The organism is Streptomyces sp. NPDC005004 (genome assembly GCF_053600675.1).
In genome coordinates this window covers 1-26,610 of the sequence record NZ_JBSGAH010000002.1, presented here as the reverse complement: position 1 = coordinate 26,610, position 26,610 = coordinate 1, and the positions used below count along the sequence as shown (strand labels likewise).

Here is a 26,610-nt window from a genome sequence, read left to right as displayed (position 1 = left end):
GCCGCAAGAACTGCTCCTTGTATGGGTATGCCGGACGCCGTCGCCGACGGCTGCCGCCGGTTAAGGAGGCGCGGCCGGTCGGCCGAGCCACGTACCCTTTTCTGTTGTGCCGAACCCCAACGAAGACACTCCCGCTGCCCTGAGCCAGGTGCAGCAGCGCGCGGTGAGCGAGCTGCTGCGGGTGGCTCCCGTCGCCGACGACCTGGCCCGCCGTTTCAAGGAGGCCGGGTTCTCGCTCGCCCTGGTGGGCGGCTCGGTCCGTGACGCGCTGCTCGGCCGGCTCGGGAACGACCTGGACTTCACCACCGACGCGCGCCCCGAGGACGTCCTGCGGATCGTCCGGCCCTGGGCGGACGCCGTATGGGAGGTCGGGATCGCGTTCGGCACGGTCGGCGTGCAGAAGGACGCCCGCGTCGGCGACATTGACCGGCGCTTCCAGATCGAGATCACCACCTACCGGTCTGAGGCGTACGACCGCACCTCGCGCAAGCCCGAGGTGTCGTACGGCGACTCCATCGAGGAGGACCTGGTCCGCCGCGACTTCACGGTCAACGCGATGGCCGTCGCGCTGCCGGAGAAGGAGTTCATCGACCCGCACGGCGGCCTGAAGGATCTCGCCGCCCGCGTGCTGCGCACCCCTGGCACCCCCGAGGAGTCCTTCTCGGACGATCCGCTGCGCATGATGCGGGCGGCCAGGTTCGCCGCGCAGTTGGACTTCGAGGTGGACCCCGGTGTGGTCACCGCGATGACGGAGATGGCCGGGCGCATCGAGATCGTCTCGGCCGAGCGCGTCCGGGACGAGCTGAACAAGCTGATCCTCTCGGCCCACCCGCGCAAGGGCCTGACCCTCCTGGTCGACACGGGCCTCGCCGAGTACGTCCTGCCCGAGCTTCCGGCGCTGCGCCTGGAGCGTGACGAGCACCACCGGCACAAGGACGTCTACGACCACACGTTGATCGTGCTGGAGCAGGCGATCGCGCTGGAGGAGAACGGCCCCGACCTCACGCTGCGGCTGGCCGCCCTGCTGCACGACATCGGCAAGCCGCGCACGCGCCGTTTCGAGAAGGACGGCCGCGTCTCCTTCCACCACCACGAGGTGGTCGGCGCGAAGATGACCAAAAAGCGCATGACGGCCCTGAAGTACTCGAACGAGCTGGTCAAGGACGTCTCGCAGCTCGTCGAGCTGCACCTGCGCTTCCACGGCTACGGCACCGGCGAGTGGACGGACTCGGCCGTGCGCCGCTACGTCCGTGACGCGGGCCCGCTGCTGGAGCGTCTGCACAAGCTGACCCGCTCCGACTGCACCACGCGGAACAAGCGCCGGGCCGCCGCGCTGTCCCGGGCCTACGACGGCCTGGAAGAGCGCATCGCCCAGCTTCAGGAGCAGGAGGAGCTGGACGCGATCCGCCCGGACCTCGACGGTAACCAGATCATGGAGATCCTCGGCGTCGGGCCCGGTCCCGTCATCGGTCAGGCGTACAAGTTCCTGCTGGAGCTGCGGCTGGAGAACGGTCCGATGGAGCACGAGGCGGCGGTGGCGTCCCTCAAGGAGTGGTGGGCCGGCCAGAACTGAGGTCGGTCGAGCGTCCCTGTTTCACGTGAAACGCGGACCACGGTTCAACGCAGGGGCGGTGTTTCACGTGAAACACCGCCCCTCGTGCCGTCCGGGTGCCAGGGGGCTCGGTACATCGACACGGCAACCCCGCCGTAGAGGCCGGCGACGAGGATCGCCAGCGCCGGTGAGCGTCCGTCCGCCGGGAGGATCAGGGCGGCGGCTGCGGCGGCCCCGACGAAAGCGATGTTGAAGAGGACGTCGTAGACGGAGAAAACCCGGCCCCGGTAGCCGTCCTCGACGGACTCCTGCACGACCGTGTCCGTGGCGATCTTGGCGCCTTGGGTGGTCAGACCCAGCACGAAGGCCGCGATCATCAGCGGTACGGCGGCGAAGGGAAGCCCGAGGGACGGCTCCAGCACCGCAGCTGCGCCCGCGCACACCGCGATCCAGCGCCCCGGGCCGAGCCGCCCCGTTGCCCATGGAGTGATCACCGCCGCCACGAAGAAGCCCCCACCCGACAGTGCCAGTGCCAGACCGAGCAGGCCGAGACCCTCGCGTGGTGTCGTGGCGAGGCCGTACCGGCACAGCATGAGCAGCAGAACGAGCAGCGCGCCGTAGCAGAAGCGCATCAGGGTCATCGAGGTGAGTGCCCACGCCGCGGCACGGCGTTCGGGGGCGGAGAGGTACCGGACGGCGGCGGCCAGGTCGCGTGCGGTGTCCACGAGCGCGGCACGCAGGCGAGGGTGGGCCGGTGCCCGGTCGGGGCCGAGCCGGTCGGGCGGCAGACTCAGGGCGGTGAGACCCGCGCACAGATAGAGGATCGCGCCCGTCAGCACCACGGTGGCGTCCGAGTCCGGGCCCGCCATGCGTATGACGAAGGCGAGACCGCCACCCGCGGTCGCGGCGAGTGTCCCGGCGGTCGGGGAGAGCGAGTTGGCCAGCACCAGACGTTCCGTGTCCACCACGCGCGGCAGCGCGGCCGACAGCCCCGCGAGGACGAACCGGTTGACGGCCGTGACGCACAGCGCGGAGGCGTAGAAGAGCCAACCGGGTGCCTGAGTGACCATCAGTAGTGTGGTGGCGACTGCCAGAAGGGCGCGCAACGCGTTGCCGTAAACGAACACCTGCCGTCGCCGCCAGCGGTCGAGGAGTACCCCGGCAAAGGGACCGACCAGGGAGTACGGAAGCAGCAGTACCGCCATCGCCGAGGCGATCGCCGCGGCCGAGGTCTGCCGTTCGGGGGAGAAGACAACGTAGGTGGCGAGGGCCACCTGATAGACACCGTCGGCGCCTTGGGAGAGCAGACGGACACCCAGCAGGCGCCGGAAGTCCGGTACCCGCAGCAACCGGTGCAGGTCCTGGGCGACGGGCATGGGAGACAGCCTCACACATGCGGAAGGTCCCCGGGAGACGACCCCGGGGACCTTCCTCGCCCTGGCAGGAGCTTTCGCGTACGAGCGGTAGGGCTTTAGCGCTCGACGTCGCCGCGGATGAACTTCTCGACGTTCTCGCGGGCCTCGTCGTCGAAGTACTGGACCGGCGGGGACTTCATGAAGTACGAGGACGCGGAGAGGATCGGGCCGCCGATGCCGCGGTCCTTGGCGATCTTCGCGGCGCGCAGGGCGTCGATGATGACGCCGGCCGAGTTCGGGGAGTCCCAGACCTCGAGCTTGTACTCCAGGTTCAGCGGGACGTCACCGAAGGCGCGGCCCTCGAGGCGGACGTAGGCCCACTTGCGGTCGTCCAGCCAGGCCACGTAGTCGGACGGGCCGATGTGGACGTTCTTCTCGCCGAGGTCCCGGTCGGGGATCTGGGAGGTGACGGCCTGCGTCTTGGAGATCTTCTTGGACTCCAGGCGCTCGCGCTCGAGCATGTTCTTGAAGTCCATGTTGCCGCCGACGTTGAGCTGCATCGTGCGGTCCAGGATCACACCGCGGTCCTCGAACAGCTTCGCCATGACGCGGTGCGTGATGGTGGCGCCGACCTGGGACTTGATGTCGTCACCGACGATCGGGACGCCCGCCTCGGTGAACTTGTCCGCCCACTCCTTCGTGCCCGCGATGAAGACGGGGAGGGCGTTGACGAAGGCGACCTTGGCGTCGATGGCGCACTGGGCGTAGAACTTCGCGGCGTCTTCGGAGCCCACCGGGAGGTAGCAGACCAGAACGTCGACCTGCTTGTCCTTCAGGACCTGGACGACGTCGACCGGCTCGGCGTCCGACTCCTCGATGGTCTCGCGGTAGTACTTGCCGAGGCCGTCGAGGGTGTGGCCGCGCTGGACGGTGACACCGGTGGTGGGGACGTCGCAGATCTTGATGGTGTTGTTCTCGGAGGCGCCGATGGCGTCCGACAGGTCGAGGCCGACCTTCTTGGCGTCGACGTCGAACGCGGCGACGAACTCGATGTCCCGCACGTGGTAGTCACCGAACTGCACGTGCATCAGGCCGGGGACCTTGGCCGCCGGGTCGGCGTCCTTGTAGTACTCGACGCCCTGCACCAGCGACGCGGCGCAGTTGCCCACGCCGACGACGGCTACGCGAACCGAACCCATTCCGGTTGCTCCCTGTGTGTACGAGTGAGGCCCTGAGTGGGCCGTCACGTGGCGGTGTCGCCGGGCGTATCCGTCCCCGGGAGGTCCCTGGGACGGGGCAGGCCGCCCGTCGATCCAGATGTGGTGTCCTGCTGAGCGGACTCCCCGGACTCCGACCCCTTGAGGTCGCGCCCGGCCCGCTCGCTTTCGATGAGCTCGTTCAGCCAGCGCACCTCGCGCTCCACGGACTCCATTCCGTGGCGCTGGAGCTCAAGCGTGTAGTCGTCGAGCCGCTCCCGCGTGCGTGCCAGGGAGGAGCGCATCTTCTCCAGACGCTCCTCCAGGCGGCTGCGCCGGCCCTCCAGCACACGCATCCGCACATCGCGTGAGGTCTGCCCGAAGAAGGCGAACCGCGCGGCGAAGTGCTCGTCCTCGTACGCGTCCGGCCCGGTCTGCGAGAGCAACTCCTCGAAGTGCTCCTTACCTTCGGCCGTCAGCCGATAGACGATCTTGGCGCGGCGCCCGGTGAGGGGGGCCGCCAGAGCGTCTTCGCGGGTGTTGCCCGGTTCCTCGATCAACCAGCCGTTTACGACCAGCGTCTTGAGGCAGGGGTACAGCGTTCCGTAGCTGAAGGCCCGGAACACACCCAGGGATGTATTGAGTCGTTTGCGCAGTTCGTAGCCGTGCATCGGAGACTCGCGCAGCAGCCCGAGTACGGCGAACTCAAGGATGCCGGAACGCCGGCTCATGATCGCCTCCTCTCGGCACACAGCGTCTTTATCGCGCGCTGATGTATCGACTCGATACATCCCGACGATAGAACGGCCTCCGGTGTGCGACAAGAGGGCAGATGGTGAACGGGATCACATCACTGATTCGTACGCGGCAAGTTGCCTGATTTGGGGTGAACTTCGGGGCTGGGAAGGTTTTGGCGGTGCGTAGTCTGTGCGCCATGCACACCACCGGGAACCAAGGGGCGCTTGGGGGGCGTCATGGTCCTCGGTGCAGTACGGGTGAATGCAGCAACGACCGCATCCGTACTTCGGGGGGACCGGAAACCAGCCGCTGTTTCCAGGCGCGCACGGGTGCGCCTGCCCGAGGAGTAATCGTTCGATGAGCGAGCACCGTCGCAAACCGCCGCCGCCGCAGGGAGGCGGACGTGCCGCGGCCCGACGCGGCCAGCCCGGCCCGTCCTCCGGCCGCCGAGCGGCCCCGCGAGGCACCAACGAGGCCCCTGCCGACTCCTATGGTGACGAGCCTGCCTACGGCAGTCGCGCCGAGGCGCGCCGCGCGACCCAGAGAGGCGGCGGCCGCCGCCGAGGTCCCGACAACACAGGCCCGGGACGCGGCCGGGGCCGCGCCGCGGCCCCCGCCACCCCGAGATTCATCGACTACCCCCGGGCGGGTAAGGACGGCTGGCAGCGCTGGCTGCCGTCGTGGAAGCTCGTGGCCACCGTCTGCGTCGCCCTCTTCGGAAGTCTGGTGGCCGTGGCGGGCATCGGCTACGCGATGGTCGGTATCCCCGACATCGCGAAGACCGCCAGGGCACAGAACAACGTCTTCGAGTGGTCCGACGGCTCCGTCATGGTCGCGACCGGTGGCGAGATCAACCGGCAGAACCTCAACTACGCCCAGATCCCGCCGGAGATGCGCTATGCCGTGATCTCCCAGGAGAACAAGACCTTCGAGAACGACAGCGGTGTCGACCCCAAGGGCATCGCGCGCGCCTTCCTCAACATGGCCCGCGGCGGCCAGACACAGGGTGGCTCCACCATCACCCAGCAGTACGTCAAGAACGCCATGCTCGACGACCAGTCCCAGACGATCTCCCGTAAGTTCAAGGAGATCCTCGTCGCCGTCAAGGTGGGCGCCAAGGTCCCCAAGCCGGAAGTCATGGCCGGCTATCTGAACTCCGCGTACTTCGGTCGCGGGGCCTACGGTATCCAGGCGGCGGCTCGGGCCTACTTCAACGAGGATGCCAAGAAGCTCGATCCCGGCCAGTGCGCGTTCCTCGCGGCGATGCTCAAGGGCGCCACGTACTACGACCCCGCTGGCGCGGTCTCCATCGACCCGGCTGCCACCTCTACCGCCAACACCATCAGGGCCACGCGCCAGATGCAGGACACGCTGAACAAGATGGTCGAGTACCACCATCTGAGCGCGGCGGAGCGGGCTAAGTACACGAAGCTTCCCAAGGTCCAGAGCCCGCACGCGAACGGCCAGTTGAGCGGGCAGGTCGGCTACCTGGTCGACCTGGCCAAGGGGTACCTGATCGCCCACAAGGACGACACGCACATCACGGCGAACGATCTCCAGCAGGGCGGTTACACGATCCGGACGACCTTCGACAAGAAGAAGGTCAAGCAGCTCGAGAAGGCCGTCGAGAACGTCCGGAAGAAGAACATCAACACCAAGCTGCGTCCAGCCACCGACAAGTACGTCCAGTTCGGCGGAGCGTCGGTCGAGCCCAAGACCGGTGCCATCAGGGCCATTTACGGCGGCGAGGACTGGACCAAGCACTTCACCAACAACGCCGATGCCACCGGTGCCCAGGTGGGTTCGACGTTCAAGCCGTTTGTGCTGGCCGCGGCGATGAAGTGGGGCGTGCGGAATCCGCACGGCCTTGAGAATCAACCGCAGGACGAGCGCACCCCGGCGTCGCCGAAGAGCCTGTACAGCGGCCAGAACAAGCTCAAGATCCGGACCTACGACGGAGCGGTCTGGAAGGACAGGAAGGGCAAGGAGTGGCTCCAGACCAATGACGGAGGCGAGTCGGAGGGAAACCCTCCCGACTACAAGATCGATCTGCGCTACGCCATGCAGTTCTCGGTCAACTCCGCCTACGTCCAGTTGGGTATGGATGTCGGCCTGGACAAGGTCAAGCAGAGTGCCCTGGACGCGGGCGTCCTTGAGAACAGCCTGGCCAGCTCCAGCTTCCCGTCGTTCTCCATCGGAACCTCGGACCCCAGCGCGATTCGTATGGCCGGCGCCTACGCGACCTTTGCAAACAGCGGAACGCAGCGAGACCCGTACTCGGTGGCTCAGGTCAGCGGCAAGGACGGGGTCGTCTACAAGCACAAGGACGAGCCCACGGATGCCTTCGAATCGAAGGTGGCCGACAACGTCACCGACGTTCTGAAGACTGTCGTCGACAAGGGCACCGGTACCGCTGCCCAACTCCCGGGTCGCGATGTGGCCGGCAAGACCGGTACCACCGACGGCAACAAGTCGGCCTGGTTCGTCGGGTACACCCCCCAGTTGTCCACCGCGATCGACATGTTCCGGATGGACGACCAGGCGAAGCCCAAGGACCGCAAATTCCTGAAGATGTACGGGACCGGCGGCCAGGCGAAGATCCACGGTGCCTCGTTCCCCGCCGAGATCTGGCACGACTACATGATCGAGGCACTGAAGGGCCAGCCGGCGGAGAAGTTCCCGACTCCCATCCCGTACGGCAAGGCGCTCAACGTCGAACCGAGCCCCTCGCCCACCCCGACCGTGACGCAGAGCCCGACCTCGAGCCCCTCGTCGAGCCCGTCGCCGAGTGAGTCCGAGGTGCAGCCGTCGCCGACGAACAGCGCCACCTGCGGCTTCTTCGGATGCCGTGACGGCGGTAACCAGAACGGCGGTAACCAGAACGGTGGCACCGACAACGGAGGCGCCGACGGTGGCCCCGGAGGGACCGATCCGAGTCCGACTCTCTCCGAAACGAGCGGTACCGGTACCACCCGAGGAAATGGAAACGGGGGCTTCTTCGGAGGTCAGACCGGTTAGACCGTCCGAATGACCGGTTCCGTCCCTGACGGCCGGTAAGCGTGTTTCACGTGAAACGTGGGCCGCCGCACCTACGAGGTGCGGCGGCCCACGGCGTTTTCCGGGGTGCGTACGGCAGGATGTGCCCCATGCCCAGTGCTGAAACGACGCCCGTGCGTGTGCCCGAGCCGGAGACGGTGCGACCGAGTCGGGAGGACGAGATCGCCGCGGTCGGCAGTGAGCTGATCGGTGGCCCGGTCGGGCGGCGTGCCCTGCTCGGGACGTCCTGGTGGACGCCGGTCAGGGTCATCGCCCTCGTGGCGATCGGCATGTTCGCCCTCGGCCTCGTCCAGAAGGCGCCTTGTTACGACGGCGCCTGGTTCTTCGGAGCCAGCTCGCAGTACACGCACGCCTGCTATTCGGACATCCCGCACCTCTATCAGGGGCGCGGCTTCGCCGATGGACTCGTGCCGTACTTCGACAGGCTCCCGGGCGACATGGAGTACCTGGAGTACCCGGTCCTGACCGGCGTGTTCATGGAGGTCGCCGCGTGGCTCACGCCGGGCAGCGGCGGTATCCAGCAGCAGGAGCAGTGGTACTGGTTCGCCAACGCCGGAATGTTGATGGTCTGCGCAGCGGTCATCGCCGTCTGCGTGACCCGCACGCACCGCCGACGCCCCTGGGACGGTCTGCTGGTCGCCCTCGCGCCCGCCTTCGCCCTGACCGCCACCATCAACTGGGACCTGCTCGCGGTGGCCCTGACGGCCGCTGCGATGCTCATGTGGTCGCGGAGCCGTCCCATCGCCTTCGGGGTGCTGCTCGGGCTTGCCACGGCCGCCAAGCTCTATCCGGTCTTCCTGCTCGGGCCGCTGCTCGTGCTGTGCTGGCGGGCCGGCAAATGGCGGGCGTTCTTCCAGGCCGTGGGCGGCGCGGTGGTCGCCTGGCTCGTGGTGAACCTGCCGGTGATGCTGTTCGCCTTCCCGGGCTGGTCGAAGTTCTACACGTTCAGCCACGACCGGGGCGTCGACTTCGGCTCGTTCTGGCTGATCTGGTCGCAGAACTCCAGCAACCCGCCCAGCATCGACTTCGTGAACACGGCGGCCAGTGCGCTGGTCGTGCTCGCCTTCCTCGGGATCGCGGCGCTGACGTTCTTCGCCCCGCGCCGCCCGCGCTTCGCGCAGTTGGCCTTCCTGATGGTGGCCGCCTTCATCCTCACCAACAAGGTCTACTCCCCGCAGTACGTCCTGTGGCTGGTGCCACTGGCCGTGCTGGCCCGGCCCAAGTGGCGGGACTTCCTTATCTGGCAGGCGTGCGAGGTGGCGTACTTCCTGGGCATCTGGATGTACCTCGCGTACACGACCAGCGGCGACGCCCACAAGGGCCTGCCCACGCACGGCTACCAGTGGGCGATCGCGCTGCACCTGCTGGGCACGCTGTACCTGTGCGCCGTGGTCGTCCGCGACATCCTCCTGCCGGAGCGGGACGTGGTGCGCCGGGCCGGGGACGACGACCCCTCGGGCGGCGTTCTCGACGGTGCGCCGGACGTGTTCGTCCTGGGCGGCGCCGCCCACGACAGGCGGGCCGCCGAGCCCGACGAGATGCTCCGGATGGAGTGGGGAGTACCGGGCGAGCCCGCGCCCTGAGCGAGGCACCGGACAGCGGGAAGGCCGTGTACGAGCTGCTCGTACACGGCCTTTCCGTCTCAGCCTCGTGCTCTAGCGGTCGACGATCCGGTCGAACTGCGTGGTGGTGTGCCGCAGATGGGCCACCAGCTCGTCACCGACCTGCGGCTCCGGGGCGTCCGACGGCACGAACAGGATCGACACCTGCATGTGCGGCGGCTCGGCGAACCAGCGCTGCTTGCCGCCCCAGACGAACGGGGCGAGGTTCCGGTTCACCGTGGCCAGGCCGGCCCGTGCGACGCCCTTGGCGCGCGGCATGACGCCGTGCAGCGCCTTCGGGGCCTCCAGGCCCACTCCGTGCGAGGTACCGCCCGCCACGACCACCAGGTAGCCGTCGGAGGCCGCCTTCTGCTGCCGGTAGCCGAAGCGGTCGCCCTTGGCCACGCGCGTGACGTCCAGGACGGCGCCGCGGTACTCGGTGGCGTCGTGGTCCCCCAGCCACAGCCGGGTGCCGATGCGCGCGCGGAACCGGGTCTGCGGGAACCGCTGCTGGAGCCGCGCGAGTTCCTCGGCCTTGAGGTGGCTGACGAACATGGTGTGCAGCGGCAGCCGAGCCGCGCGCAGCCGGTCCATCCAGCCGATGACCTCGTCGACCGCGTCGGTGCCGTCGGTGCGGTCCAGCGGCAGGTGGATGGCGAAGCCCTCCAGGCGGACGTTCTCTATGGCCTGGTGGAGCTGCGGCAGGTCCTGCTCGCTGATGCCGTGCCGCTTCATCGAGGACATCACCTCGATGACGACACGGGCGCCCACGAGGCCGTACACGCCGTCGACCGACGACACCGACCGCACCACGCGGTCCGGCAGTGGCACCGGTTCCTCGCCGCGCCGGTACGGCGTCAGGACGAGCAGGTCGCCGCTGAACCAGTCCTTGATGCGCGCGGCCTCGTACGTGGTGCCGACGGCGAGCATGTCGGAGCCCAGCCGGGTGGCCTCCTCCGCCAGCCGGTCGTGCCCGAAGCCGTAGCCGTTGCCCTTGCAGACCGGGACGAGTCCCGGGAACTGCTCCTGCACGTGCTTGTGGTGCGCCCGCCAGCGCGCGGTGTCGACGTAGAGCGTGAGCGCCATGGCCGGACCGGAACCTTTCTCGTGGCTGGGGTGGATCAAGGGGTGAGCCCGGCGGCCGGTGAAGGCCGCTCGAAGGCTATGGAATCAAAGGTTCGCTGCTCAGCGGCGCGACATGTAGATGTCGAGAGCCTTGTGGAGCAGCTTGTTCAGCGGGAAGTCCCACTCGCCGAGGTACTCGGCGGCCTGGCCGCCCGTGCCGACCTTGAACTGGATCAGGCCGAACAGGTGGTCCGTCTCGTCCAGGGAGTCGGAGATGCCGCGCAGGTCGTAGACCGTGCCGCCGAGCGCGTAGGCGTCGCGCAGCATGCGCCACTGCATGGCGTTGGAGGGGCGGACCTCACGGCCGATGTTGTCGGAGGCGCCGTAGGAGTACCAGACGTGGCCGCCGACGATCAGCATGGTCGCCGCCGACAGGTTCACGCCGTTGTGGCGGGCGAAGTACAGCCGCATCCGGTTGGGGTCCTCGGTGTTGAGGGCCGTCCACATCCGCTGGAAGTACGACAGCGGGCGCGGCCGGAAGTGGTCGCGCACGGCGGTGATCTCGTACAGCCGCTGCCACTCCGCCAGGTCCTGGTAGCCGCCCTGGACAACCTCGACGCCGGCCTTCTCGGCCTTCTTGATGTTGCGGCGCCAGAGCTGGTTGAAGTTCTTGTGGACCTCTTCCAGGGAGCGATTGGCGAGCGGCACCTGGAAGACGTAGCGGGGCTGCACGTCGCCGAATCCGGCGCCGCCGTCCTCACCCTGCTGCCAGCCCATGCGGCGCAGCTTGTCGGACACCTCGAAGGCGCGCGGCTCGATGAAGTCGGCCTCCATGTCGCGCAGGCGCTTCACGTCCGGGCTCTGGATGCCCTTCTTGATGGTCTCCGAGTTCCAGCGGCGGATGATCACCGGCGGGCCCATCTTCACGGAGAACGCGCCCTGGTGCTTGAGGTGGGCCAGCATCGGCTGGAGCCACTCCTCCAGGTTCGGCGCGAACCAGTTGATGACCGGACCCTCGGGAAGGTAGGCGAGGTAGCGCTTGATCTTGGGCAATTGGCGGTAGAGGACCAGGCCGGCGCCGACCATCTCGCCGGTGCGCTCGTCGAACCAGCCCAGGCTCTCCGAGCGCCACTCGGCCTTCACATCTGCCCAGGCCGGGACCTGCATGTGGCTAGCCGCCGGCAGGCTCTGGATATAGGCCAGATGCTGCTCACGGCTGATGGTCCTCAGGGTCAGGCTCATGTCGGGGCGCTCCTCGGGCTGGTGTGTCCCCATGGGTACAGGGGCTCCGGCTCTCGCGCGAAGCCTACTGCCCGGTGCGAGCGCGCCGACTGGGGCGTACGGCACCTTCTTCCCGGCCGGTGGCCGGGAAGGTGCCCCCGGGTGTCTTCGTGGATGCGGTGAAGGGGTGCTGTGCGCGGGGTGAGGGGTCGGTCAGCTGCCGATCACGCCGCCGAACAGACCGCCGTTCGCCATGCCGATCAGGAAGCCGATGCCGGAGGCGCCGAGCCCCAGGATCAGGCCGAAACGCTCGCGTGTGGTCACCGAGATCCACTGCCCGTACGCGCCGCCGACGAGCCCGATCAGGCCGGCCCAGGAGGCGAGCAGGTGGAGACCCGTGAAGAAGGACGTGATGAAGGAGAGCAGACCGAGGACCAGCGTCGCCACCGTCAGGGTGTCCTGAACCGGATGGGGCTTGCCGTCGGTGGCGAACAGGGAGCCGGCGATGTTGGGGAACGATGCCTGTGCCATGTGGGCACCTCCTGCGGATAGCGGCGGCGCACGGTAGCGCCTTACACACCCGATGTGTACAGATTGGCTGCCCCCACCGCCTGATTTCAACCGGAAGCCGGTGTGCGGGTACTCTGTAACGTCTGCACCGGTGTCTGCCCGCACCTTTCCAGGTCACTGCGCGGAACTTCCTTCGAAGCCTCCGATTGTCAGTGGCGGCCGATACCGTTGCGCACGCATCACGACCCTCCTGCCACGGAACGACCGTGGCCGCTGAGTCCAAAGGAGGTGGGTTCCACATGCGTCACTACGAGGTGATGGTCATCCTCGACCCCGATCTCGAGGAGCGTTCGGTCTCCCCGCTGATCGAGAACTTCCTCTCTGTCGTCCGCGATGGCGGCGGCAAGGTGGAGAAGGTCGACACCTGGGGCCGTCGTCGTCTGTCGTACGAGATCAAGAAGAAGCCCGAGGGCATCTACTCGGTCATCGACCTGCAGGCCGAGCCTGCGGTCGTCAAGGAGCTCGACCGCCAGATGAACCTGAACGAGTCGGTCCTCCGGACCAAGGTCCTCCGCCCCGAGATGCACTGAGCCTTCGGCTCGACTGATCTCGGGATTCGAGTAGCAACCAAGCAGCCAGAGCAGCAAACCCGCCGAGAGGTTCCCCCATGGCAGGCGAGACCGTCATCACGGTCGTCGGCAATCTTGTCGACGACCCCGAGCTGCGCTTCACCCAGTCCGGTGCGGCGGTCGCGAAGTTCCGCGTCGCGTCCACTCCCCGCACCTTCGACCGGCAGACCAACGAGTGGAAGGACGGCGAGAGCCTGTTCCTGACCTGCTCGGTCTGGCGTCAGGCGGCGGAGAACGTCGCGGAGTCGCTCCAGCGCGGCATGCGCGTCATCGTGCAGGGCCGGCTGAAGCAGCGGTCCTACGAGGACCGTGAGGGCGTCAAGCGCACGGTCTTCGAGCTGGACGTCGAGGAGGTCGGCCCGAGCCTGCGCAACGCGACGGCGAAGGTCACCAAGACCTCCGGTGGCGGTGGCGGCGGCGCACGCGGCGGCCAGGGCGGATACAGCGGTGGCGGTGGCGGCGGCTGGGGCGGTGGCTCCGGCGGCAACCAGGGCGGCGCTCCCGCCGACGACCCGTGGGCTTCCGGCGCTCCTGCCGGTGGCAACCAGGGTGGCGGCGGCTGGGGCGGCGGCTCCGGTGGTTCCGGCGGCGGCGGTGGCTACTCGGACGAGCCCCCCTTCTAAGGGGCTCGCACCCCCACTTCTTGATCACACAGGAGAAACACCATGGCGAAGCCGCCTGTGCGCAAGCCTAAGAAGAAGGTCTGCGCTTTCTGCAAGGACAAGGTCACGTACGTGGACTACAAGGACACGAACATGCTGCGGAAGTTCATTTCCGACCGCGGCAAGATCCGTGCCCGCCGCGTGACCGGCAACTGCACGCAGCACCAGCGTGACGTCGCCACGGCCGTGAAGAACAGCCGTGAGATGGCGCTGCTGCCCTACACGTCCACCGCGCGATAAGGGAAGGGTGACCGACACATGAAGATCATCCTCACCCACGAGGTCTCTGGCCTCGGTGCCGCCGGCGATGTCGTCGACGTCAAGGACGGTTACGCCCGCAACTACCTGATCCCGCGGAAGTTCGCTATCCGCTGGACCAAGGGTGGCGAGCAGGACGTGGCGCAGATCCGCCGCGCCCGCAAGATCCACGAGATCCAGACCATCGAGCAGGCCAACCAGATCAAGGCCCAGCTCGAGGGCGTGAAGGTCCGTCTGGCCGTTCGCTCCGGCGACGCCGGTCGTCTCTTCGGTTCCGTCACCCCGGCCGACGTCGCTTCGGCGATCAAGGCTTCCGGTGGCCCCGAGGTCGACAAGCGTCGTGTCGAGCTGTCCTCCCCGATCAAGACCCTGGGCTCTCACGAGACCTCGGTGCGTCTGCACCCCGAGGTTTCCGCCAAGGTCAGCGTCGAGGTTGTCGCGGCCTGACGCCGTGCGGCTGAATAGCTGAGAGAAGGGCCGTCCCTCTGGGGCGGCCCTTCTTCGCGTGCGGGGGCGGGAAACAACGGGGCGTCGGCAGGCGTCCGGCCTTCAGGTGTTCGACCCCCGTGTTTCACGTGAAACCGGGACAACAGTGGTCTGATCCCCGGGCGCCGGCTTCGGTGCGCCGACCACCGGTCTTGAGGGCCGGCGCGTGCCTCAGCGGCTCGCGCCCGTCACGATCCACTTGCCCGACCGGGCCCGCAGCCACAGCGTGAGCAGGCGAACCGTCATCATCAGCGTCATGGCGCCCCACAGGGCGGTGAGTCCGCCGCCCACCACGGGGACGAGTAGCGCCACCGGCGTGAACACGGCCAGAGTGACCACCATCGCCCAGGCCAGATAGGGTCCGTCCCCCGCGCCCATCAGGACGCCGTCCAAGACGAAGACGATCCCGCAGATCGGCTCGGAGAGCGCCACCATCAGCAGGGCGGGCAGCGCCACGTCCCGCACGACGGGGTCGCCGGTGAAGAGCGGCAGGAAGAGCGGCCGGGCGGCCACGACGAGCACCCCGAGGACGACACCGGCCGCGATGCCCCACTGCACCATGCGGCGGCACGCCTCCCGGGCGCCCCGGGCGTCGGAGGCGCCGAGGTACCGGCCGATGATCGCCTGCCCGGCGATCGCGATGGCGTCCAAAGCGAAGGCCAGCAGACTCCACAGGGACAGAACGATCTGGTGGGCGGCGATGTCCGCGTCTCCGAGCCGGGCCGCCATCGCCGTGACGATCATCAGGATCGCCCGCAGGGACAGCGTGCGGACCAGCAGCGGAACGCCCGCCTGAGCCGATGCCCTGATACCCGCGAGGTCCGGCCGCAGGGACGCCTTGTGCCGCCGCGCCCCCCGCACGACCACGAAGAGGTAGACGGCGGCCATGCCCCACTGGGCGACGACCGTGCCCCAGGCCGAGCCCGCGATGCCGAGCCCGGCCGGGTAGACGAGCAGCGCGTTGAGGACGGCGTTGGCGACGAAGCCGCCGACGGCGACGTACAGCGGGGTCCTGGTGTTCTGGAGCCCGCGCAGCACGCCGGTGGCTGCCAGGACCGTGAGCATGGCCGGGATGCCCAGCGCCGAGATGCGCAGATAGGTGGTGGCGTAGGGCGCCGCCGTGGGGGAGGCGCCGAAGAGGCGCACGATGTCCGGCGCCAGGGGCAGGACCACGGCGATGACCGCCACGCCGATGAGCAGGGCCAGCCAGATGCCGTCCATGCCCTGGCGCAGGGCCGCCGGGAGATCCCCGGCGCCGACCCGCCGGGACACCGCGGCCGTGGTGGCGTAGGCGAGGAAGACGAACACACTCACGGCGGTCGTGAGGAGTGCGGTCGCGACGCCGAGACCGGCAAGCTGCGCGGTGCCGAGGTGGCCGACGATCGCGCTGTCGGCCATGACGAACAGAGGCTCGGCGACGAGCGCGCCGAAGGCCGGAACCGCCAGGGCGACGATCTCTCGGTCGTGCCGTCGGCGGGTGGCCGGGGGGATCGCGGGAGCCTGTGTCATGGGCGCCAATGTATCCGTCCACAGGTAAGCGATGCAATTATCGCGCGACCCTTACAGTCGGTCCTGGATCGCGTACGTTCGCGCATTGTTCGAGGTGATCTTGGTCCGGCTGGGGACTTTTTTGTTCTGCACAGCCGGTGGACGGTAAAGATGCAGGTCAGCGTCGTCCTGCTCGGGGGATCGAGGTCTTGTTCACAGGGCTGTCCACCGGGTCGTGCACAGGTTTCGGCGAGTTCTCCACAGCATCTGGGCCGTCGTCCACATGGCCTGTGGATAACCAGATTGGCTGAAGGTGCCGAGGGGCCTACCGTGGTCCGGCGCCCGCTCCTGCCCCGGCCCTGGAAAACGTCGTCCCATCGACGCGCCGGAACCGGATCCGGGCCTCTCATTTTGTCAGTGCCGTGCCGTACAACAGAGGCTCGGCGAGGTCCGCCGTGCGGACGGGAGGAGGTGGCTCGGTGAGCATTTCCGAGCCCTTGGACGATCCGTGGGCGGACAGCGGGCCCAGCGATCGTCTGCCTGCCTCCCGCCGCCGCGGCGAGACCGGCCGCAACCGTGGCGAGCAGCACGACCGGGGCCGTGACAACGGCGACTGGGACGGCGGCGGCTCCTCCTTCGAGCGGGTGCCGCCCCAGGACCTGGACGCCGAGCAGTCCGTCCTCGGCGGCATGTTGCTGTCCAAGGAAGCCATCGCCGACGTGGTCGAGATCCTCAAGGGTCACGACTTCTACAAGCCCGCGCACGAGACGATCTACCAGGCGATCCTCGACATCTACGCGAAGGGCGAGCCGGCCGACCCGATCACCATCGCGGCCGAACTCACCAAGCGCGGCGAGATCAACAAGGTCGGTGGCGCGGCGTATCTGCACACCCTCGTTCAGACCGTGCCGACGGCGGCGAACGCCGAGTACTACGCCGAGATCGTCCACGAGCGTGCGGTGCTGCGCCGCCTGGTGGAGGCCGGCACGCGCATCACGCAGATGGGATACGCGGCCGACGGCGACGTGGACGAGATCGTCAACAGCGCCCAGGCCGAGATCTACGCGGTCACCGAGCAGCGCACCAGCGAGGACTATCTGCCGCTCGGCGACATCATGGAGGGCGCCCTCGACGAGATCGAGGCGATCGGCTCGCGCAGCGGCGAGATGACCGGCGTGCCCACCGGGTTCACGGACTTCGACTCGCTCACCAACGGCCTGCACCCCGGCCAGATGATCGTCATCGCCGCGCGTCCCGCCATGGGTAAGTCGACGCTCGCGCTGGACTTCGCGCGGGCCGCCTCGATCAAGCACAACCTGCCTAGCGTGGTCTTCTCGCTCGAGATGGGCCGCAACGAGATCGCCATGCGTCTGCTGTCCGCCGAGGCGCGGGTCGCCCTGCACCACATGCGCTCCGGCACGATGACCGACGAGGACTGGACCCGGCTGGCCCGCCGGATGCCGGACGTCTCGGCCGCACCGCTCTACATCGACGACTCCCCGAACCTGTCGATGATGGAGATCCGCGCCAAGTGCCGCCGTCTGAAGCAGCGCAACGACCTGAAACTGGTCGTCATCGACTATCTCCAGCTCATGCAGTCCGGCGGCTCCAAGCGTGCCGAGAGTCGTCAGCAGGAGGTCTCGGACATGTCCCGTAACCTCAAGCTCCTCGCGAAGGAGCTGGAGATCCCAGTGATCGCGCTGTCCCAGCTCAACCGTGGTCCCGAGCAGCGCACCGACAAGAAGCCGATGGTCTCCGACCTGCGTGAGTCCGGCTCCATCGAGCAGGACGCGGACATGGTCATCCTGCTCCACCGCGAGGACGCCTACGAGAAGGAGTCCCCGCGCGCGGGCGAGGCGGACCTGATCGTCGCCAAGCACCGAAACGGCCCCACGGCCACGATCACGGTCGCCTTCCAGGGCCACTACTCCCGCTTCGTGGACATGGCCCAGACCTGACCAGCCCATCCGCGCGCCCGGTGCGGCGGCGGTTCCTCAGTCCGGCTGGAAGAACGCGAGCAACTTTCGGGCGGCGTCGGGCGCTGTCAGGAGTTCCTGGACGCGTGCGGACTGCCGGGCGGCGGCGCCGGTGCGTGCGAACATCTCGCGTTCGTACTCCTCGACGGCGGCGGGGAAGTCGTCCCGGTGCCCGGCCAGTGCGAGGCCGAGCACGGCTCCGTCCAGCAGCGCCATGTTGGCGCCCTCGCCCGCCGGCGGCATCAGGTGCGCGGCATCGCCGACCAGCGTGACGTCCGGCGCCGACGGCCAGGTCAGGCCGACCGGAAGCGTGGTGATCGACCGCGGCACGACCGTGTCGTCGCAGGCCGCGATCAGCGTGGCGAACCGTGTGTCCCAGCCGGAGAGCAGCTCGATCAGCCGCGCCTTGGCGGCGGCCGGGTCGTCGAACGGGATGCCGGCGGTGGCGAACCAGTCCTCGGGAGTGTTGTAGAAACTGAGCCCGATGCGGACGCGGCCGTCGCCGTTGCGCTGCGCCGCCAGGCACATGCCGTCGCCGAACACCCAGTAGTTGCCGCGCCCGACCATCGCCGCGAGGTCGGGGTGCGTGCGGTCGATGTCGGGGATGCCGACCTCGACGACGTTCTGACCGATGTGCTCCGGACGGGCGTCGGTGAGCAGCGGGCGGACCCGGGACCGCGCGCCGTCCGCGCCGACCAGCAGGTCGTACGGGGCACTGCTGCCGTCCGTGAAGCGCAGCAGGCCGTCGTCGGCGGAGGTGAACGCGTGCCCCCAGCGCACCGTGCCCTCGGGGAGCGAGTCCAGCAGCAGGTCGCGCAGATCGGCGCGGTCGACCTCGGGGCGCGCCAGCGGAGCGTCGTCGGGGGTGTCCTCCTGGAGCAGCAGGGTGCCGTCCGCCTCCAGGAGACGCATGTCCTGGCCTTCGCCGCGGGCGATCGCGTGGAACCGGTCGATCAGACCGGCCTCGCGCAGCGCCCGCTGGCCGGAGTGAATGTCGAGCATTCCGCCCTGCCCGCGTGCTTCGCGTGACGGCTCACGCTCGTACACGACGGAATCCAGGCCGTTCACGCGCAGCACGCGGGCGAGAGCCAGGCCGCCCAGTCCGGCTCCGACGATGGCGATGGTCATGGATGCCTCCCCTTAGATACACCGTATTGAGCGATACACTGTATCGCTGAGTGCTGGGTACTGTGGGCGCATGTTGGTGTGGGAGAGGCCGGAGCCTGCGAATCGACCCGTTCCGGCCGCGCTGAACCGGGAGCGGATCGTGGGGGCGGCCGTTCAATTGGCCGACGCCGACGGTCTGGAGGCGGTGTCGCTGCGCAAGGTCGCCGCCGTGCTGGGCGTCGGGCCGATGCGGCTGTACGGCTACATCGACAGCAAGGAGGAACTGCTCGACCTGATGGTCGACGCGATGTACGCCGAGATCCGGCCGACCGGAGACGGTTGGCGGGAGATGCTGCGCTCCCTCGCCGAGACCACCAGGCAGGCCGCGCACGAGCACGAATGGCTCGCCGACCTGCTCGGTGGACGGCCGCAGCTCGGGCCGCACGCGCTGGCCAACGGGGAGACCGTGGCGGCCGCGCTGGGCGACCTCGGCGTGGACGCCGTCATGCCGGTGGTCGCCGCGGTCAGCGCGTACGTGATCGGAGCGGTGCGCCGGGAGATCGCCGAGCGTCGTGCCGAGCGGGCCAGCGGGATGGACGAGAGGCGCTGGCAGGCCGAGCTCGGTCCCTATCTCACACGGACCTTCGCCACCGGCCGCTTCCCCGCCCTGTCCACGGTGGTGCGCGACGCCGACCACCTGGACGCCGACCACACCTTCCGGCTCGGCCTCGACTTCCTGCTCGACGGCATCGAAGCCCGCATCGCCAAGTGACGCGCGGCTCTCGGGGCGGACCGCAACAATGAATTCGACGTGCCGCCCTTCAGCGGATGGACTGGGCGCATGACGACATCTCATGAAGAGCTGCTGCCGGGGACACGGCGGGCGCTGCTGCACCGGATCGCCGTCGCGCAGACCGAGGGCCGGGCGCCGTCGTTGGTCGCCGCGGTGGTGCGGGGCGGGCGGGTCGTGTGGCAGGGGGCGCGGTCCTCGGTGGACGGGTATGCCCCGGACGGGGACGTGCAGTACCGGATCGGTTCCATCACCAAGACGTTCACCGCCGTCCTGGTGATGAGGCTGCGGGACGAGGGGCTGCTGGACCTCGGGGATCCGCTGGAGAAGCATCTGCCGGGCACCGGTGCCGGGGAGGCGACCGTCGCCGAACTGCTCGCCCACACCGCGGGCTTGGCGGCCGAGTCGCCCGGTCCCTGGTGGGAGCGCACCCCGGGCTCGCTGCGTCCCGAGCTGAGCGACGTGCTCGGTGAGCACCCCCTGCTGCACCCGGTGGGACGGCGCTTCCACTACTCCAACCCCGGCTACACCCTGCTCGGCGCGCTGGTGGAGGAGTTGCGCGGCGCCCCCTGGGAGCAGGTGCTGCGCGAGGAGATCCTCGAACCGCTCGGCCTCCACCGCACGAGCACCCAGCCCCAGGCGCCACACGCCGGCGGCTGGGCGGTGCATCCCTGGGCGGACGTCATGCTGCCCGAGCCGCTGGAGGACCTCGGCCGGATGGCACCGGCCGGACAGCTCTGGTCGACCACCGGTGACCTCGCCCGGTTCGCCGTCTTCCTGGCCGAGGGGGACGACCGGGTGCTGAGTGCGGAGTCGGTCCGGGAGATGCGGACGCCCGCCGCGCCCGCCGAGGCCACGGATGTGGCGGACGGGGCTGCCTACGGCCTCGGGATGCAGATCCAGCACCGCGGCGGCAGGCTCCTCGTCGGCCACTCCGGTTCGCTGCCCGGCTTCGTAGCGAACCTCGTCATCAGCGTGGAGGACGACGTGGCGGCGATCGTGCTGGCCAACGCCACCAGCGGCCCGCTGGTCGGTTCGGTGGGCGCCGATCTCGTCCGCATCGTCGCCGAGGCGGAGCCGCGCATCCCTGAGCCGTGGCAGCCCTTGCCCGAGGTCGACCAGGAAGTCCTCGAGCTGGCGGGGCAGTGGTACTGGGGGACATACGCCTTCGGGCTGCGGGTGTCCGCCGACGGCCTCCTGCTCGGCCCGCTTTCCGGAGCTGGCCGTCGTGCGCGGTTCCGGCCGAACGGCGACGGTACCTGGACCGGCCTGGAGGGCTACTACGCCGGTGAGCTGCTGCGCGCCGTGCGGGGTCCGGACGGGACGCCGAGCCACCTCGACGTCGGCTCCTTCGTGTTCACCCGGCAGCCGTACGACTCGGAGGTGTCGGTGCCCGGCGGCGTGGACGAGGGCGGCTGGCGAGGGAGTAAGCAGGCTTAAACGCGGCGGTAGTTGCGAGGATTCGGCCCTGTTTCACGTGAAACGGGGCCGAATCGCTGTCGGTGGGGGCGTTCGCTGGATGCGGGCGCTCAGAGGTTCAGCTTGAAGCCCTCGTGCGAGGCGGTGAACCCGAGGCGCTCGTAGAAGCGATGCGCGTCGGTGCGGGTCTTGTCGGAGGTCAACTGCACCAGGGCGCAGTCGAGTTCCTGTGACCGCGCGACGGCCCAGCGGATGAGTTCGCTGCCCAGTCCGCTGCCGCGCTGGTCGGCGTGGACGCGGACGGCCTCGATGAGCGCGCGGGTCGCGCCCTTGCGGGAGAGCCCGGGGATGATCGTGAGGTGCAGGGTGCCGATCACGCGTCCCTCCAGGACGGCGACGACAAGGTGCTGGTTCGGGTCGGCGGCCAGACGCTCGAACGCGGCGAGATAGGGCGCCAGGTCGTCGGGTGATTCCCGCTGGGCGCCGAGGGGGTCGTCGGCCAGCATGGCGACGATCGCGGGGATGTCGTCCGGTCGGGCGCGCCGTATGTCCGTCTGTTCCATGATTCCTGACCCTAGGCGGGCGTGTGCAGGGACTCCACTGCTTTGACCAGGGGCGCCAGTTCGGGCTTCAGGGCGGCGGTGTCCAGCGCCTCGCGAAGGGCGGCGTCAGCGGTGGGGCGCGCCTGCTCCAGCAGGGTCAGACCTGCTTCGGTGACGTTGGTGTAGATGCCCCGGCGGTCGGTCGGGCACAGATAGCGCTCCAGCAGGCCCCGGTCCTCCAGGCGGGTCACCAGACGCGTGGTGGCGCTCTGGCTGAGCACGACCGCGTCGGCCACCTGCTTCATCTGGAGATGGCCGCCCTCGCCGTCGTGCTGGCGGCTGAGCACGTCGAGCAGGGAGTACTCGCGCACGCTCAGCTCGTGCGGCGTCTGGAGGGCGCGCTCGATGTGCGCCTCGATCCTCCCGTGCAGGAGAGACAGCGCGTACCAGCCCTGGGACAGGGCAGTGAGCGCGGGGTCCGTCGCAGTCATGGGCGTTCTCCTCCATCCCGGCGGCCGGCTTCCAGGGTAGAGCATCACACGCAATATCCAGCGATTGCGTTTAACCCGCGTCTGCAACTATTGTCGAAGCGCGCAAAGCGCTCCTGCAATCGTCTGGGAAGGTGTACCCCCTCATGCCTCTCGCGCTTCTGGCCCTCGCGATCGGGGCCTTCGGAATCGGGACGACCGAGTTCGTGATCATGGGCTTGCTGCCCCAGGTCGCGGGCGACTTCGGGGTCTCCATCCCCACGGCGGGCATGCTCGTGACCGGCTACGCCCTGGGCGTGGTGATCGGCGCCCCGCTGATGACCGTGCTCGGCACCAAGGTCTCGCGCAAGCGGATGCTGATGATCCTCATGGGTCTGTTCATCGCCGGGAACCTGCTCTCCGCCGTGGCCCCGGTGTTCGGGCTCATGCTCGCCGGGCGCGTGGTCGCGTCGCTCGCCCACGGTGCCTTCTTCGGCATCGGCTCGGTCGTCGCCGCCGACCTGGTGGCCCCGGACAAGAAGGCCGGCGCCATCTCGATGATGTTCACCGGCCTCACGGTCGCGAACGTGGTCGGAGTGCCGCTGGGCACGCTCGTCGGACAGCACGCCGGCTGGCGGGTGACCTTCGGCATCGTGGCCGCGCTGGGCGTGGTCGGCCTCGCCGGCGTCGCCAGGCTGGTGCCCGAGATGCCGCGCCCCGAGGGTGTGCGTCTGCGCCACGAGCTGGCCGCCTTCAAGAACGCCCAGGTTCTGCTCGCCATGGCGATGACCGTCCTCGGCTTCGGCGGGGTCTTCGCCGCCGTCACCTACATCGCCCCGATGATGACCCACGTCGCCGGTTTCGCCGACGGCTCGGTGACCTGGCTGCTGGTCCTGTTCGGTCTCGGCATGGTCGGGGGCAACCTGGTCGGCGGCAAGTTCGCCGACCGCGCCCTGATGCCGATGCTGTACATCTCCCTGGGCGCCCTGGCCGTCGTCCTCGCGCTGTTCACCCTGACCGCGCACAACAAGATCGCGGCTGCCGTGACCATCGCCCTGATCGGCGCCCTCGGCTTCGCGACCGTCCCGCCCCTGCAGAAGCGCGTGCTCGACCAGGCCCACGGCGCCCCGACCCTGGCCTCGGCCGTGAACATCGGCGCCTTCAACCTGGGCAACGCCCTCTCCGCCTGGCTCGGCGGCGTGGTCATCGCGGCCGGCTTCGGCTACACCGCCCCGAACTGGGTGGGCGCCGCCCTCGCGGCCGCCGCCCTGGTCCTCGCCTTCCTGTCGGCCGCCCTGGAGCGCCGCGACGGCACCACCGGCACCCCGGTCGCTCCCGACGCGGCCGTGCCGCAGCGAGCGGCCGTCCACCACTGAGCCGCCCCCCCCGGACCGCCGTCGGCACCGGAGACGTCGCACCTCTCCCGGACCGCACGGCAGCACCTCAGAAAGATCCAAGGAGAACCCCACCATGAGCACCACCACCATCACCCCGCTCACCACCGAGGACGCCGAGCTGCTCATCGCGACGGCGCGACGCGCCGCCGAGGACGCCGGCGTCACGGTCAGCGTCACCGTGCTGGACGCGGGCGGTCACCTGCTCGCCTTCCGCCGGGACGACCGGGCGGTGCTGATCTCCGGCGAGACCAGCACCCGCAAGGCATACACGGCGCTCCAGCTGAACGCGGCCACCGCCGACCTGGTGGAGGCCGTGCAGCCCGGCGCGCCGTTCCACACGCTGCCCACCGCGCTCGACCGCCCCCTGCTGTTCATCGCCGGTGGTGTCCCGGTCCACCGCGACGGCCGGCTCATCGGCGCCATCGGTGTCGGCGGCGGCGCCCCCGACCAGGACCACGGCTTCGCGACCGAGGCCGTGCGCGCGCTCGACGCCTGACGGAGCCGTCACGACGTGACGCGGGCGGGCCCCCTGCTGGACGCAGCGGGGGCCCGCCCGCGTCGTGCGATCAGCCCGCTGCCACCGTCAGCGGGGCGAACCGCCGCGTCCAGTCGCCCGGCAGATCAGGGATTCCACAGGTCATGACGGCATTGGCGGCCACCGACGCCAGACCCCGCTCCTTGAGCCAGGTGCGCAGTTCGTCGTGGCGCATGTCGATGTCGGTGCGCAGCGGGCGTTCGGTGTGCGCAGCGAGCGAGGTGACGAGCGCCTTCGCCGTCTCCGTGTCGCGGGCGATCAACGGCCCCACCACGTGGGTGTCCATGTTGGGCCAGGCGGCGGCGTAGCCCGTGATCCGTCCCGCCTTCTCCGCCACGCGCAGTTGGTCCGCGAACGCGGGCAGGCGGGCGAGGAGCGGGGTGCGGTCGGTGCCGAAGACCTCCGCGTCGAGCCGGAGGATCTCGGGAAGGTCCTCGGCGGTCGCGGCGCGGGTCGGTGTCCGCTCCGGCACCCCGGACGGGACGAAGTCGCCCATGAGCATGTCGGCCTCGCCCACGACCTTGAAGCCCAGCTCCTCGTAGAGCGGCCGTCCCATGGGGGTGGCGTGCAGGGCCAGCGGTGTGGTTCCCGCCGCCGACATGACGTGCCGCAGCAGGTGCCGCCCCACGCCTCGGCGGGCATGGCGCTCGGCCACCAGGACCATCCCGATGGCCCTGAGGTCCGGACACCCTTCGGGACCGTACTCGGTCACGACACAGGCGGCGACGAGGCCGCCCTCGGGGTCGTCGATGCCGTATCCCTGTCCGGCGGCGAGGAGCAGTCCCCACTTGTGTTCCTCACGCTGCCACTGCCGGTTCTCGGAGAGATCGGCGCAGGCGGTCAGATCGCGCGGGGTCAGTCGACGGATGGGCAGAGCGGCGGGAGAAGGCGTCGGCACGCGGGCCAGGCTGTCGGATCGGGGGCGCGGCGTCCACCTGTTTAGGAAAACCCCGGTGCGGCCCTCGTGCCTCCGGGCGACCGAGTCGCATGACTGTTTCACGTGAAACAGTCATGTTGGGAGGTACTGGATCAAATGCCCGACTCTGTCCGCCACTTGAGGAACGAACAGCCTAACCGGACGAACGCTCCGAAGAACCGCTTTTTCGGGTACACCGCTGCGGTCCCCGAACCCGGTGGAAGGCTGCGGAACGAGTGTTGTCGGATGTTCGAGGCGAGGGCACACCATGGACGCTCCGGCCGTCATGTCGGGGGGGAACGGGACACCGGGCGAGGGGCAGGGGAGCCGCCCGGTGGAATCCGCCGGGGAGGCGTCGCCGGACGCGCTCCTCGTCCGTCGCACACTGGCCGAGATCGCGCCCGTCGCCGACAAGGTCACCTCGTACTTCTACGCGCTCCTCTTCGTCCGCCACCCCGAGCTGCGCTCTCTCTTCCCGCCCGCGATGGACACCCAGCGGGACCGGCTGCTGCGCGCGCTCCTCACCGCCGCCGAGCACATCGACGACACCCCCGTCCTCGTCGACTACCTGCGCGACCTGGGCCGCGGACACCGCAAGTACGGCGCGCTGGACGCCCACTACCCGGCCGTGGGCGCCTGCCTCATCGGCGCCCTGAGCACGTACGCCGTCCGCACCTGGACCCCGCAGACCGAGGCGGCCTGGTCCCGTGTCTACGCCGCCCTCTCCCAGGTGATGATCTCCGCCGCGGCGGAGGACGCGCTCGACGCCCCGCCCTGGTGGGGAGCCGAGATCATCGCGCACGACCTGAGAACCCCGGACATCGCCGTCCTCACCCTGCGCCCCGACCAGCCGTACCCCTTCCGCGCGGGGCAGTACACAAGCGTGGAGACGCCCTGGTGGCCCCGCGTCTGGCGGCACTACTCCTTCGCCTCCGCGTCGCGCGCCGACGGACTGCTGACCTTCCATGTGCGGGCCGTTCCGGCGGGCTGGGTGTCCAACGCGCTGGTGCATCGCGCCCGCCCCGGGGACGCCGTACGCCTCGGGCCGCCGGTCGGCTCGATGACCGTCGACCACACCGGCGACGGGGGGCTGCTCTGCCTGGGCGGCGGCACCGGTATCGCACCCATCAAGGCCCTGGTCGAGGAGATCGCCGGACACGGCGCCCGCCGCCCGGTCGAGGTGTTCTACGGTGTCCGCGCCGACCACGACCTGTACGACATCGACACGCTGCTGAGGCTCCGGGCGAGCCACCCCTGGATCTCGGTGCGGCCCGTCGTCGACTGGCAGGACCGCCGACGGCTGCCCGACGTCATCCGGGCGGGCGGACCCTGGCACGGGTACGACGCCTACCTCGCGGGACCGCCCGGCATGATTCGCAGCGGAGTCGCCGCCCTGCGCGCCCTCGGCGTCCCGGACGTCCGCATACGGCACGACCCGGTGGAGGACATGGTCGGTACCTGAGCGGCTAGGGCCTGTCTGACACTTCTCGTCTGCCGCGCGACGCCGTGCACGCACTCTCGCCGCGCCGGCCCCAGGCCCCCGTACGTCCAGTACGGGGGCCTGGGGCCGACACGCCGAGAGCACGCACCTGACGCCGCGCGGCCGCCCTCCGGGCGACGACGGGAATGGTCAGACAAGCCCT

At 69.4% G+C, this 26,610-nt stretch carries 24 protein-coding genes; 13 read left to right on the top strand and 11 right to left on the bottom strand.

The window, feature by feature from the left end:
• Positions 1 to 106: 106 nt before the first annotated feature.
• Entirely contained in the window at positions 107 to 1,573 is a 1,467-nt protein-coding gene (locus ACWEEU_RS02430; RefSeq protein ID WP_451727637.1) for a CCA tRNA nucleotidyltransferase, read from the top strand.
• 44 nt (positions 1,574 to 1,617) lie between these two features.
• Here the strand turns inward: ACWEEU_RS02430 and ACWEEU_RS02425 are convergent, their stop codons facing one another.
• The 3 genes from ACWEEU_RS02425 to ACWEEU_RS02415 all read right to left on the bottom strand — a co-directional run bounded on the left by ACWEEU_RS02425 (position 1,618) and on the right by ACWEEU_RS02415 (position 4,834).
• The gene (locus tag ACWEEU_RS02425; protein ID WP_451727634.1) at positions 1,618 to 2,928 is read right to left on the bottom strand and encodes an MFS transporter; all 1,311 of its coding nucleotides are present in this window, start codon (positions 2,926 to 2,928) and stop codon (positions 1,618 to 1,620) included.
• 95 nt (positions 2,929 to 3,023) lie between these two features.
• Complete coding sequence (locus ACWEEU_RS02420) at positions 3,024 to 4,106, bottom strand: inositol-3-phosphate synthase (protein WP_199581615.1); 1,083 nt, start codon at positions 4,104 to 4,106, stop codon at positions 3,024 to 3,026.
• 44 nt (positions 4,107 to 4,150) lie between these two features.
• Positions 4,151 to 4,834, bottom strand: a complete 684-nt coding sequence (locus ACWEEU_RS02415; protein ID WP_451727630.1) for a helix-turn-helix transcriptional regulator — start codon at positions 4,832 to 4,834, stop codon at positions 4,151 to 4,153.
• A 364-nt stretch (positions 4,835 to 5,198) separates the two neighbouring features.
• Between ACWEEU_RS02415 and ACWEEU_RS02410 the strand changes: the two genes are divergently transcribed.
• Both ACWEEU_RS02410 and ACWEEU_RS02405 read left to right on the top strand, forming a co-directional pair.
• On the top strand, positions 5,199 to 7,859 hold the full coding sequence (locus tag ACWEEU_RS02410; RefSeq protein ID WP_451727627.1) for a transglycosylase domain-containing protein: 2,661 nt from the start codon (positions 5,199 to 5,201) through the stop codon (positions 7,857 to 7,859).
• Positions 7,860 to 7,987: 128 nt separating this feature from the next.
• Entirely contained in the window at positions 7,988 to 9,481 is a 1,494-nt protein-coding gene (locus tag ACWEEU_RS02405) for a glycosyltransferase family 87 protein (RefSeq protein WP_385749553.1), read from the top strand.
• Positions 9,482 to 9,553: 72 nt separating this feature from the next.
• On the opposite strand, the gene ACWEEU_RS02400 is transcribed toward ACWEEU_RS02405, so the two are convergent.
• The 3 genes from ACWEEU_RS02400 to ACWEEU_RS02390 all read right to left on the bottom strand — a co-directional run bounded on the left by ACWEEU_RS02400 (position 9,554) and on the right by ACWEEU_RS02390 (position 12,316).
• The gene (locus tag ACWEEU_RS02400) at positions 9,554 to 10,585 is read right to left on the bottom strand and encodes an alanine racemase (protein WP_366800885.1); all 1,032 of its coding nucleotides are present in this window, start codon (positions 10,583 to 10,585) and stop codon (positions 9,554 to 9,556) included.
• A gap of 99 nt (positions 10,586 to 10,684) precedes the next feature.
• On the bottom strand, positions 10,685 to 11,806 hold the full coding sequence (locus tag ACWEEU_RS02395) for a lipid II:glycine glycyltransferase FemX (protein ID WP_161183373.1): 1,122 nt from the start codon (positions 11,804 to 11,806) through the stop codon (positions 10,685 to 10,687).
• A gap of 192 nt (positions 11,807 to 11,998) precedes the next feature.
• Positions 11,999 to 12,316: a hypothetical protein gene (locus ACWEEU_RS02390; protein WP_385749557.1), complete on the bottom strand. Its 318-nt coding sequence runs from the start codon at positions 12,314 to 12,316 to the stop codon at positions 11,999 to 12,001.
• 278 nt (positions 12,317 to 12,594) lie between these two features.
• Here ACWEEU_RS02390 and rpsF point away from each other — a divergent pair, with 278 nt between their 5' ends.
• The 4 genes from rpsF (at position 12,595) to rplI (ending at position 14,291) form a co-directional block, all read left to right on the top strand.
• The gene (rpsF, locus tag ACWEEU_RS02385; RefSeq protein WP_003975025.1) at positions 12,595 to 12,885 is read left to right on the top strand and encodes a 30S ribosomal protein S6; all 291 of its coding nucleotides are present in this window, start codon (positions 12,595 to 12,597) and stop codon (positions 12,883 to 12,885) included.
• 77 nt (positions 12,886 to 12,962) lie between these two features.
• Positions 12,963 to 13,547, top strand: coding sequence for a single-stranded DNA-binding protein (locus tag ACWEEU_RS02380; RefSeq protein ID WP_385749560.1), 585 nt, complete (start codon positions 12,963 to 12,965; stop codon positions 13,545 to 13,547).
• Positions 13,548 to 13,589: 42 nt separating this feature from the next.
• The gene (gene rpsR, locus ACWEEU_RS02375) at positions 13,590 to 13,826 is read left to right on the top strand and encodes a 30S ribosomal protein S18 (RefSeq protein ID WP_003949403.1); all 237 of its coding nucleotides are present in this window, start codon (positions 13,590 to 13,592) and stop codon (positions 13,824 to 13,826) included.
• 18 nt (positions 13,827 to 13,844) lie between these two features.
• Complete coding sequence (gene rplI, locus ACWEEU_RS02370) at positions 13,845 to 14,291, top strand: 50S ribosomal protein L9 (protein WP_199581622.1); 447 nt, start codon at positions 13,845 to 13,847, stop codon at positions 14,289 to 14,291.
• A 210-nt stretch (positions 14,292 to 14,501) separates the two neighbouring features.
• On the opposite strand, the gene ACWEEU_RS02365 is transcribed toward rplI, so the two are convergent.
• Positions 14,502 to 15,839: an MATE family efflux transporter gene (locus ACWEEU_RS02365; protein ID WP_385749562.1), complete on the bottom strand. Its 1,338-nt coding sequence runs from the start codon at positions 15,837 to 15,839 to the stop codon at positions 14,502 to 14,504.
• Between the two features lie 458 nt (positions 15,840 to 16,297).
• On the opposite strand from ACWEEU_RS02365, the gene dnaB reads away from it, so the two are divergent.
• Positions 16,298 to 17,776: a replicative DNA helicase gene (dnaB, locus tag ACWEEU_RS02360; protein ID WP_199581624.1), complete on the top strand. Its 1,479-nt coding sequence runs from the start codon at positions 16,298 to 16,300 to the stop codon at positions 17,774 to 17,776.
• A gap of 36 nt (positions 17,777 to 17,812) precedes the next feature.
• On the opposite strand, the gene ACWEEU_RS02355 is transcribed toward dnaB, so the two are convergent.
• Positions 17,813 to 18,922 carry an FAD-dependent oxidoreductase gene (locus ACWEEU_RS02355; RefSeq protein WP_451727618.1) on the bottom strand — a complete coding sequence of 370 codons (1,110 nt, stop codon included), beginning with the start codon at positions 18,920 to 18,922 and terminating at the stop codon, positions 17,813 to 17,815.
• Between the two features lie 70 nt (positions 18,923 to 18,992).
• On the opposite strand from ACWEEU_RS02355, the gene ACWEEU_RS02350 reads away from it, so the two are divergent.
• Both ACWEEU_RS02350 and ACWEEU_RS02345 read left to right on the top strand, forming a co-directional pair.
• Positions 18,993 to 19,673, top strand: a complete 681-nt coding sequence (locus tag ACWEEU_RS02350) for a TetR/AcrR family transcriptional regulator (RefSeq protein WP_385749567.1) — start codon at positions 18,993 to 18,995, stop codon at positions 19,671 to 19,673.
• A gap of 69 nt (positions 19,674 to 19,742) precedes the next feature.
• Positions 19,743 to 21,131 carry a serine hydrolase domain-containing protein gene (locus ACWEEU_RS02345; protein ID WP_451727614.1) on the top strand — a complete coding sequence of 463 codons (1,389 nt, stop codon included), beginning with the start codon at positions 19,743 to 19,745 and terminating at the stop codon, positions 21,129 to 21,131.
• A gap of 89 nt (positions 21,132 to 21,220) precedes the next feature.
• Here ACWEEU_RS02345 and ACWEEU_RS02340 read toward each other — a convergent pair whose 3' ends face one another.
• Both ACWEEU_RS02340 and ACWEEU_RS02335 read right to left on the bottom strand, forming a co-directional pair.
• The gene (locus tag ACWEEU_RS02340) at positions 21,221 to 21,673 is read right to left on the bottom strand and encodes a GNAT family N-acetyltransferase (protein WP_385749573.1); all 453 of its coding nucleotides are present in this window, start codon (positions 21,671 to 21,673) and stop codon (positions 21,221 to 21,223) included.
• Positions 21,674 to 21,684: 11 nt separating this feature from the next.
• Positions 21,685 to 22,143 (bottom strand): MarR family winged helix-turn-helix transcriptional regulator, encoded by a 459-nt coding sequence (locus ACWEEU_RS02335; RefSeq protein ID WP_385749576.1) that lies wholly within the window; start codon positions 22,141 to 22,143, stop codon positions 21,685 to 21,687.
• A gap of 143 nt (positions 22,144 to 22,286) precedes the next feature.
• Between ACWEEU_RS02335 and ACWEEU_RS02330 the strand changes: the two genes are divergently transcribed.
• Positions 22,287 to 23,495 (top strand): MFS transporter, encoded by a 1,209-nt coding sequence (locus tag ACWEEU_RS02330; RefSeq protein ID WP_451727609.1) that lies wholly within the window; start codon positions 22,287 to 22,289, stop codon positions 23,493 to 23,495.
• A gap of 94 nt (positions 23,496 to 23,589) precedes the next feature.
• Complete coding sequence (locus ACWEEU_RS02325) at positions 23,590 to 24,012, top strand: GlcG/HbpS family heme-binding protein (protein ID WP_199581631.1); 423 nt, start codon at positions 23,590 to 23,592, stop codon at positions 24,010 to 24,012.
• A 70-nt stretch (positions 24,013 to 24,082) separates the two neighbouring features.
• On the opposite strand, the gene ACWEEU_RS02320 is transcribed toward ACWEEU_RS02325, so the two are convergent.
• Positions 24,083 to 24,949 (bottom strand): GNAT family N-acetyltransferase, encoded by an 867-nt coding sequence (locus tag ACWEEU_RS02320; RefSeq protein WP_451727605.1) that lies wholly within the window; start codon positions 24,947 to 24,949, stop codon positions 24,083 to 24,085.
• Positions 24,950 to 25,253: 304 nt separating this feature from the next.
• Between ACWEEU_RS02320 and ACWEEU_RS02315 the strand changes: the two genes are divergently transcribed.
• A complete protein-coding gene (locus ACWEEU_RS02315; RefSeq protein ID WP_451727602.1) occupies positions 25,254 to 26,429 on the top strand; it encodes a globin domain-containing protein in 1,176 nt (391 codons plus the stop codon).
• The last annotated feature ends 181 nt before the right edge of the window (positions 26,430 to 26,610 follow it).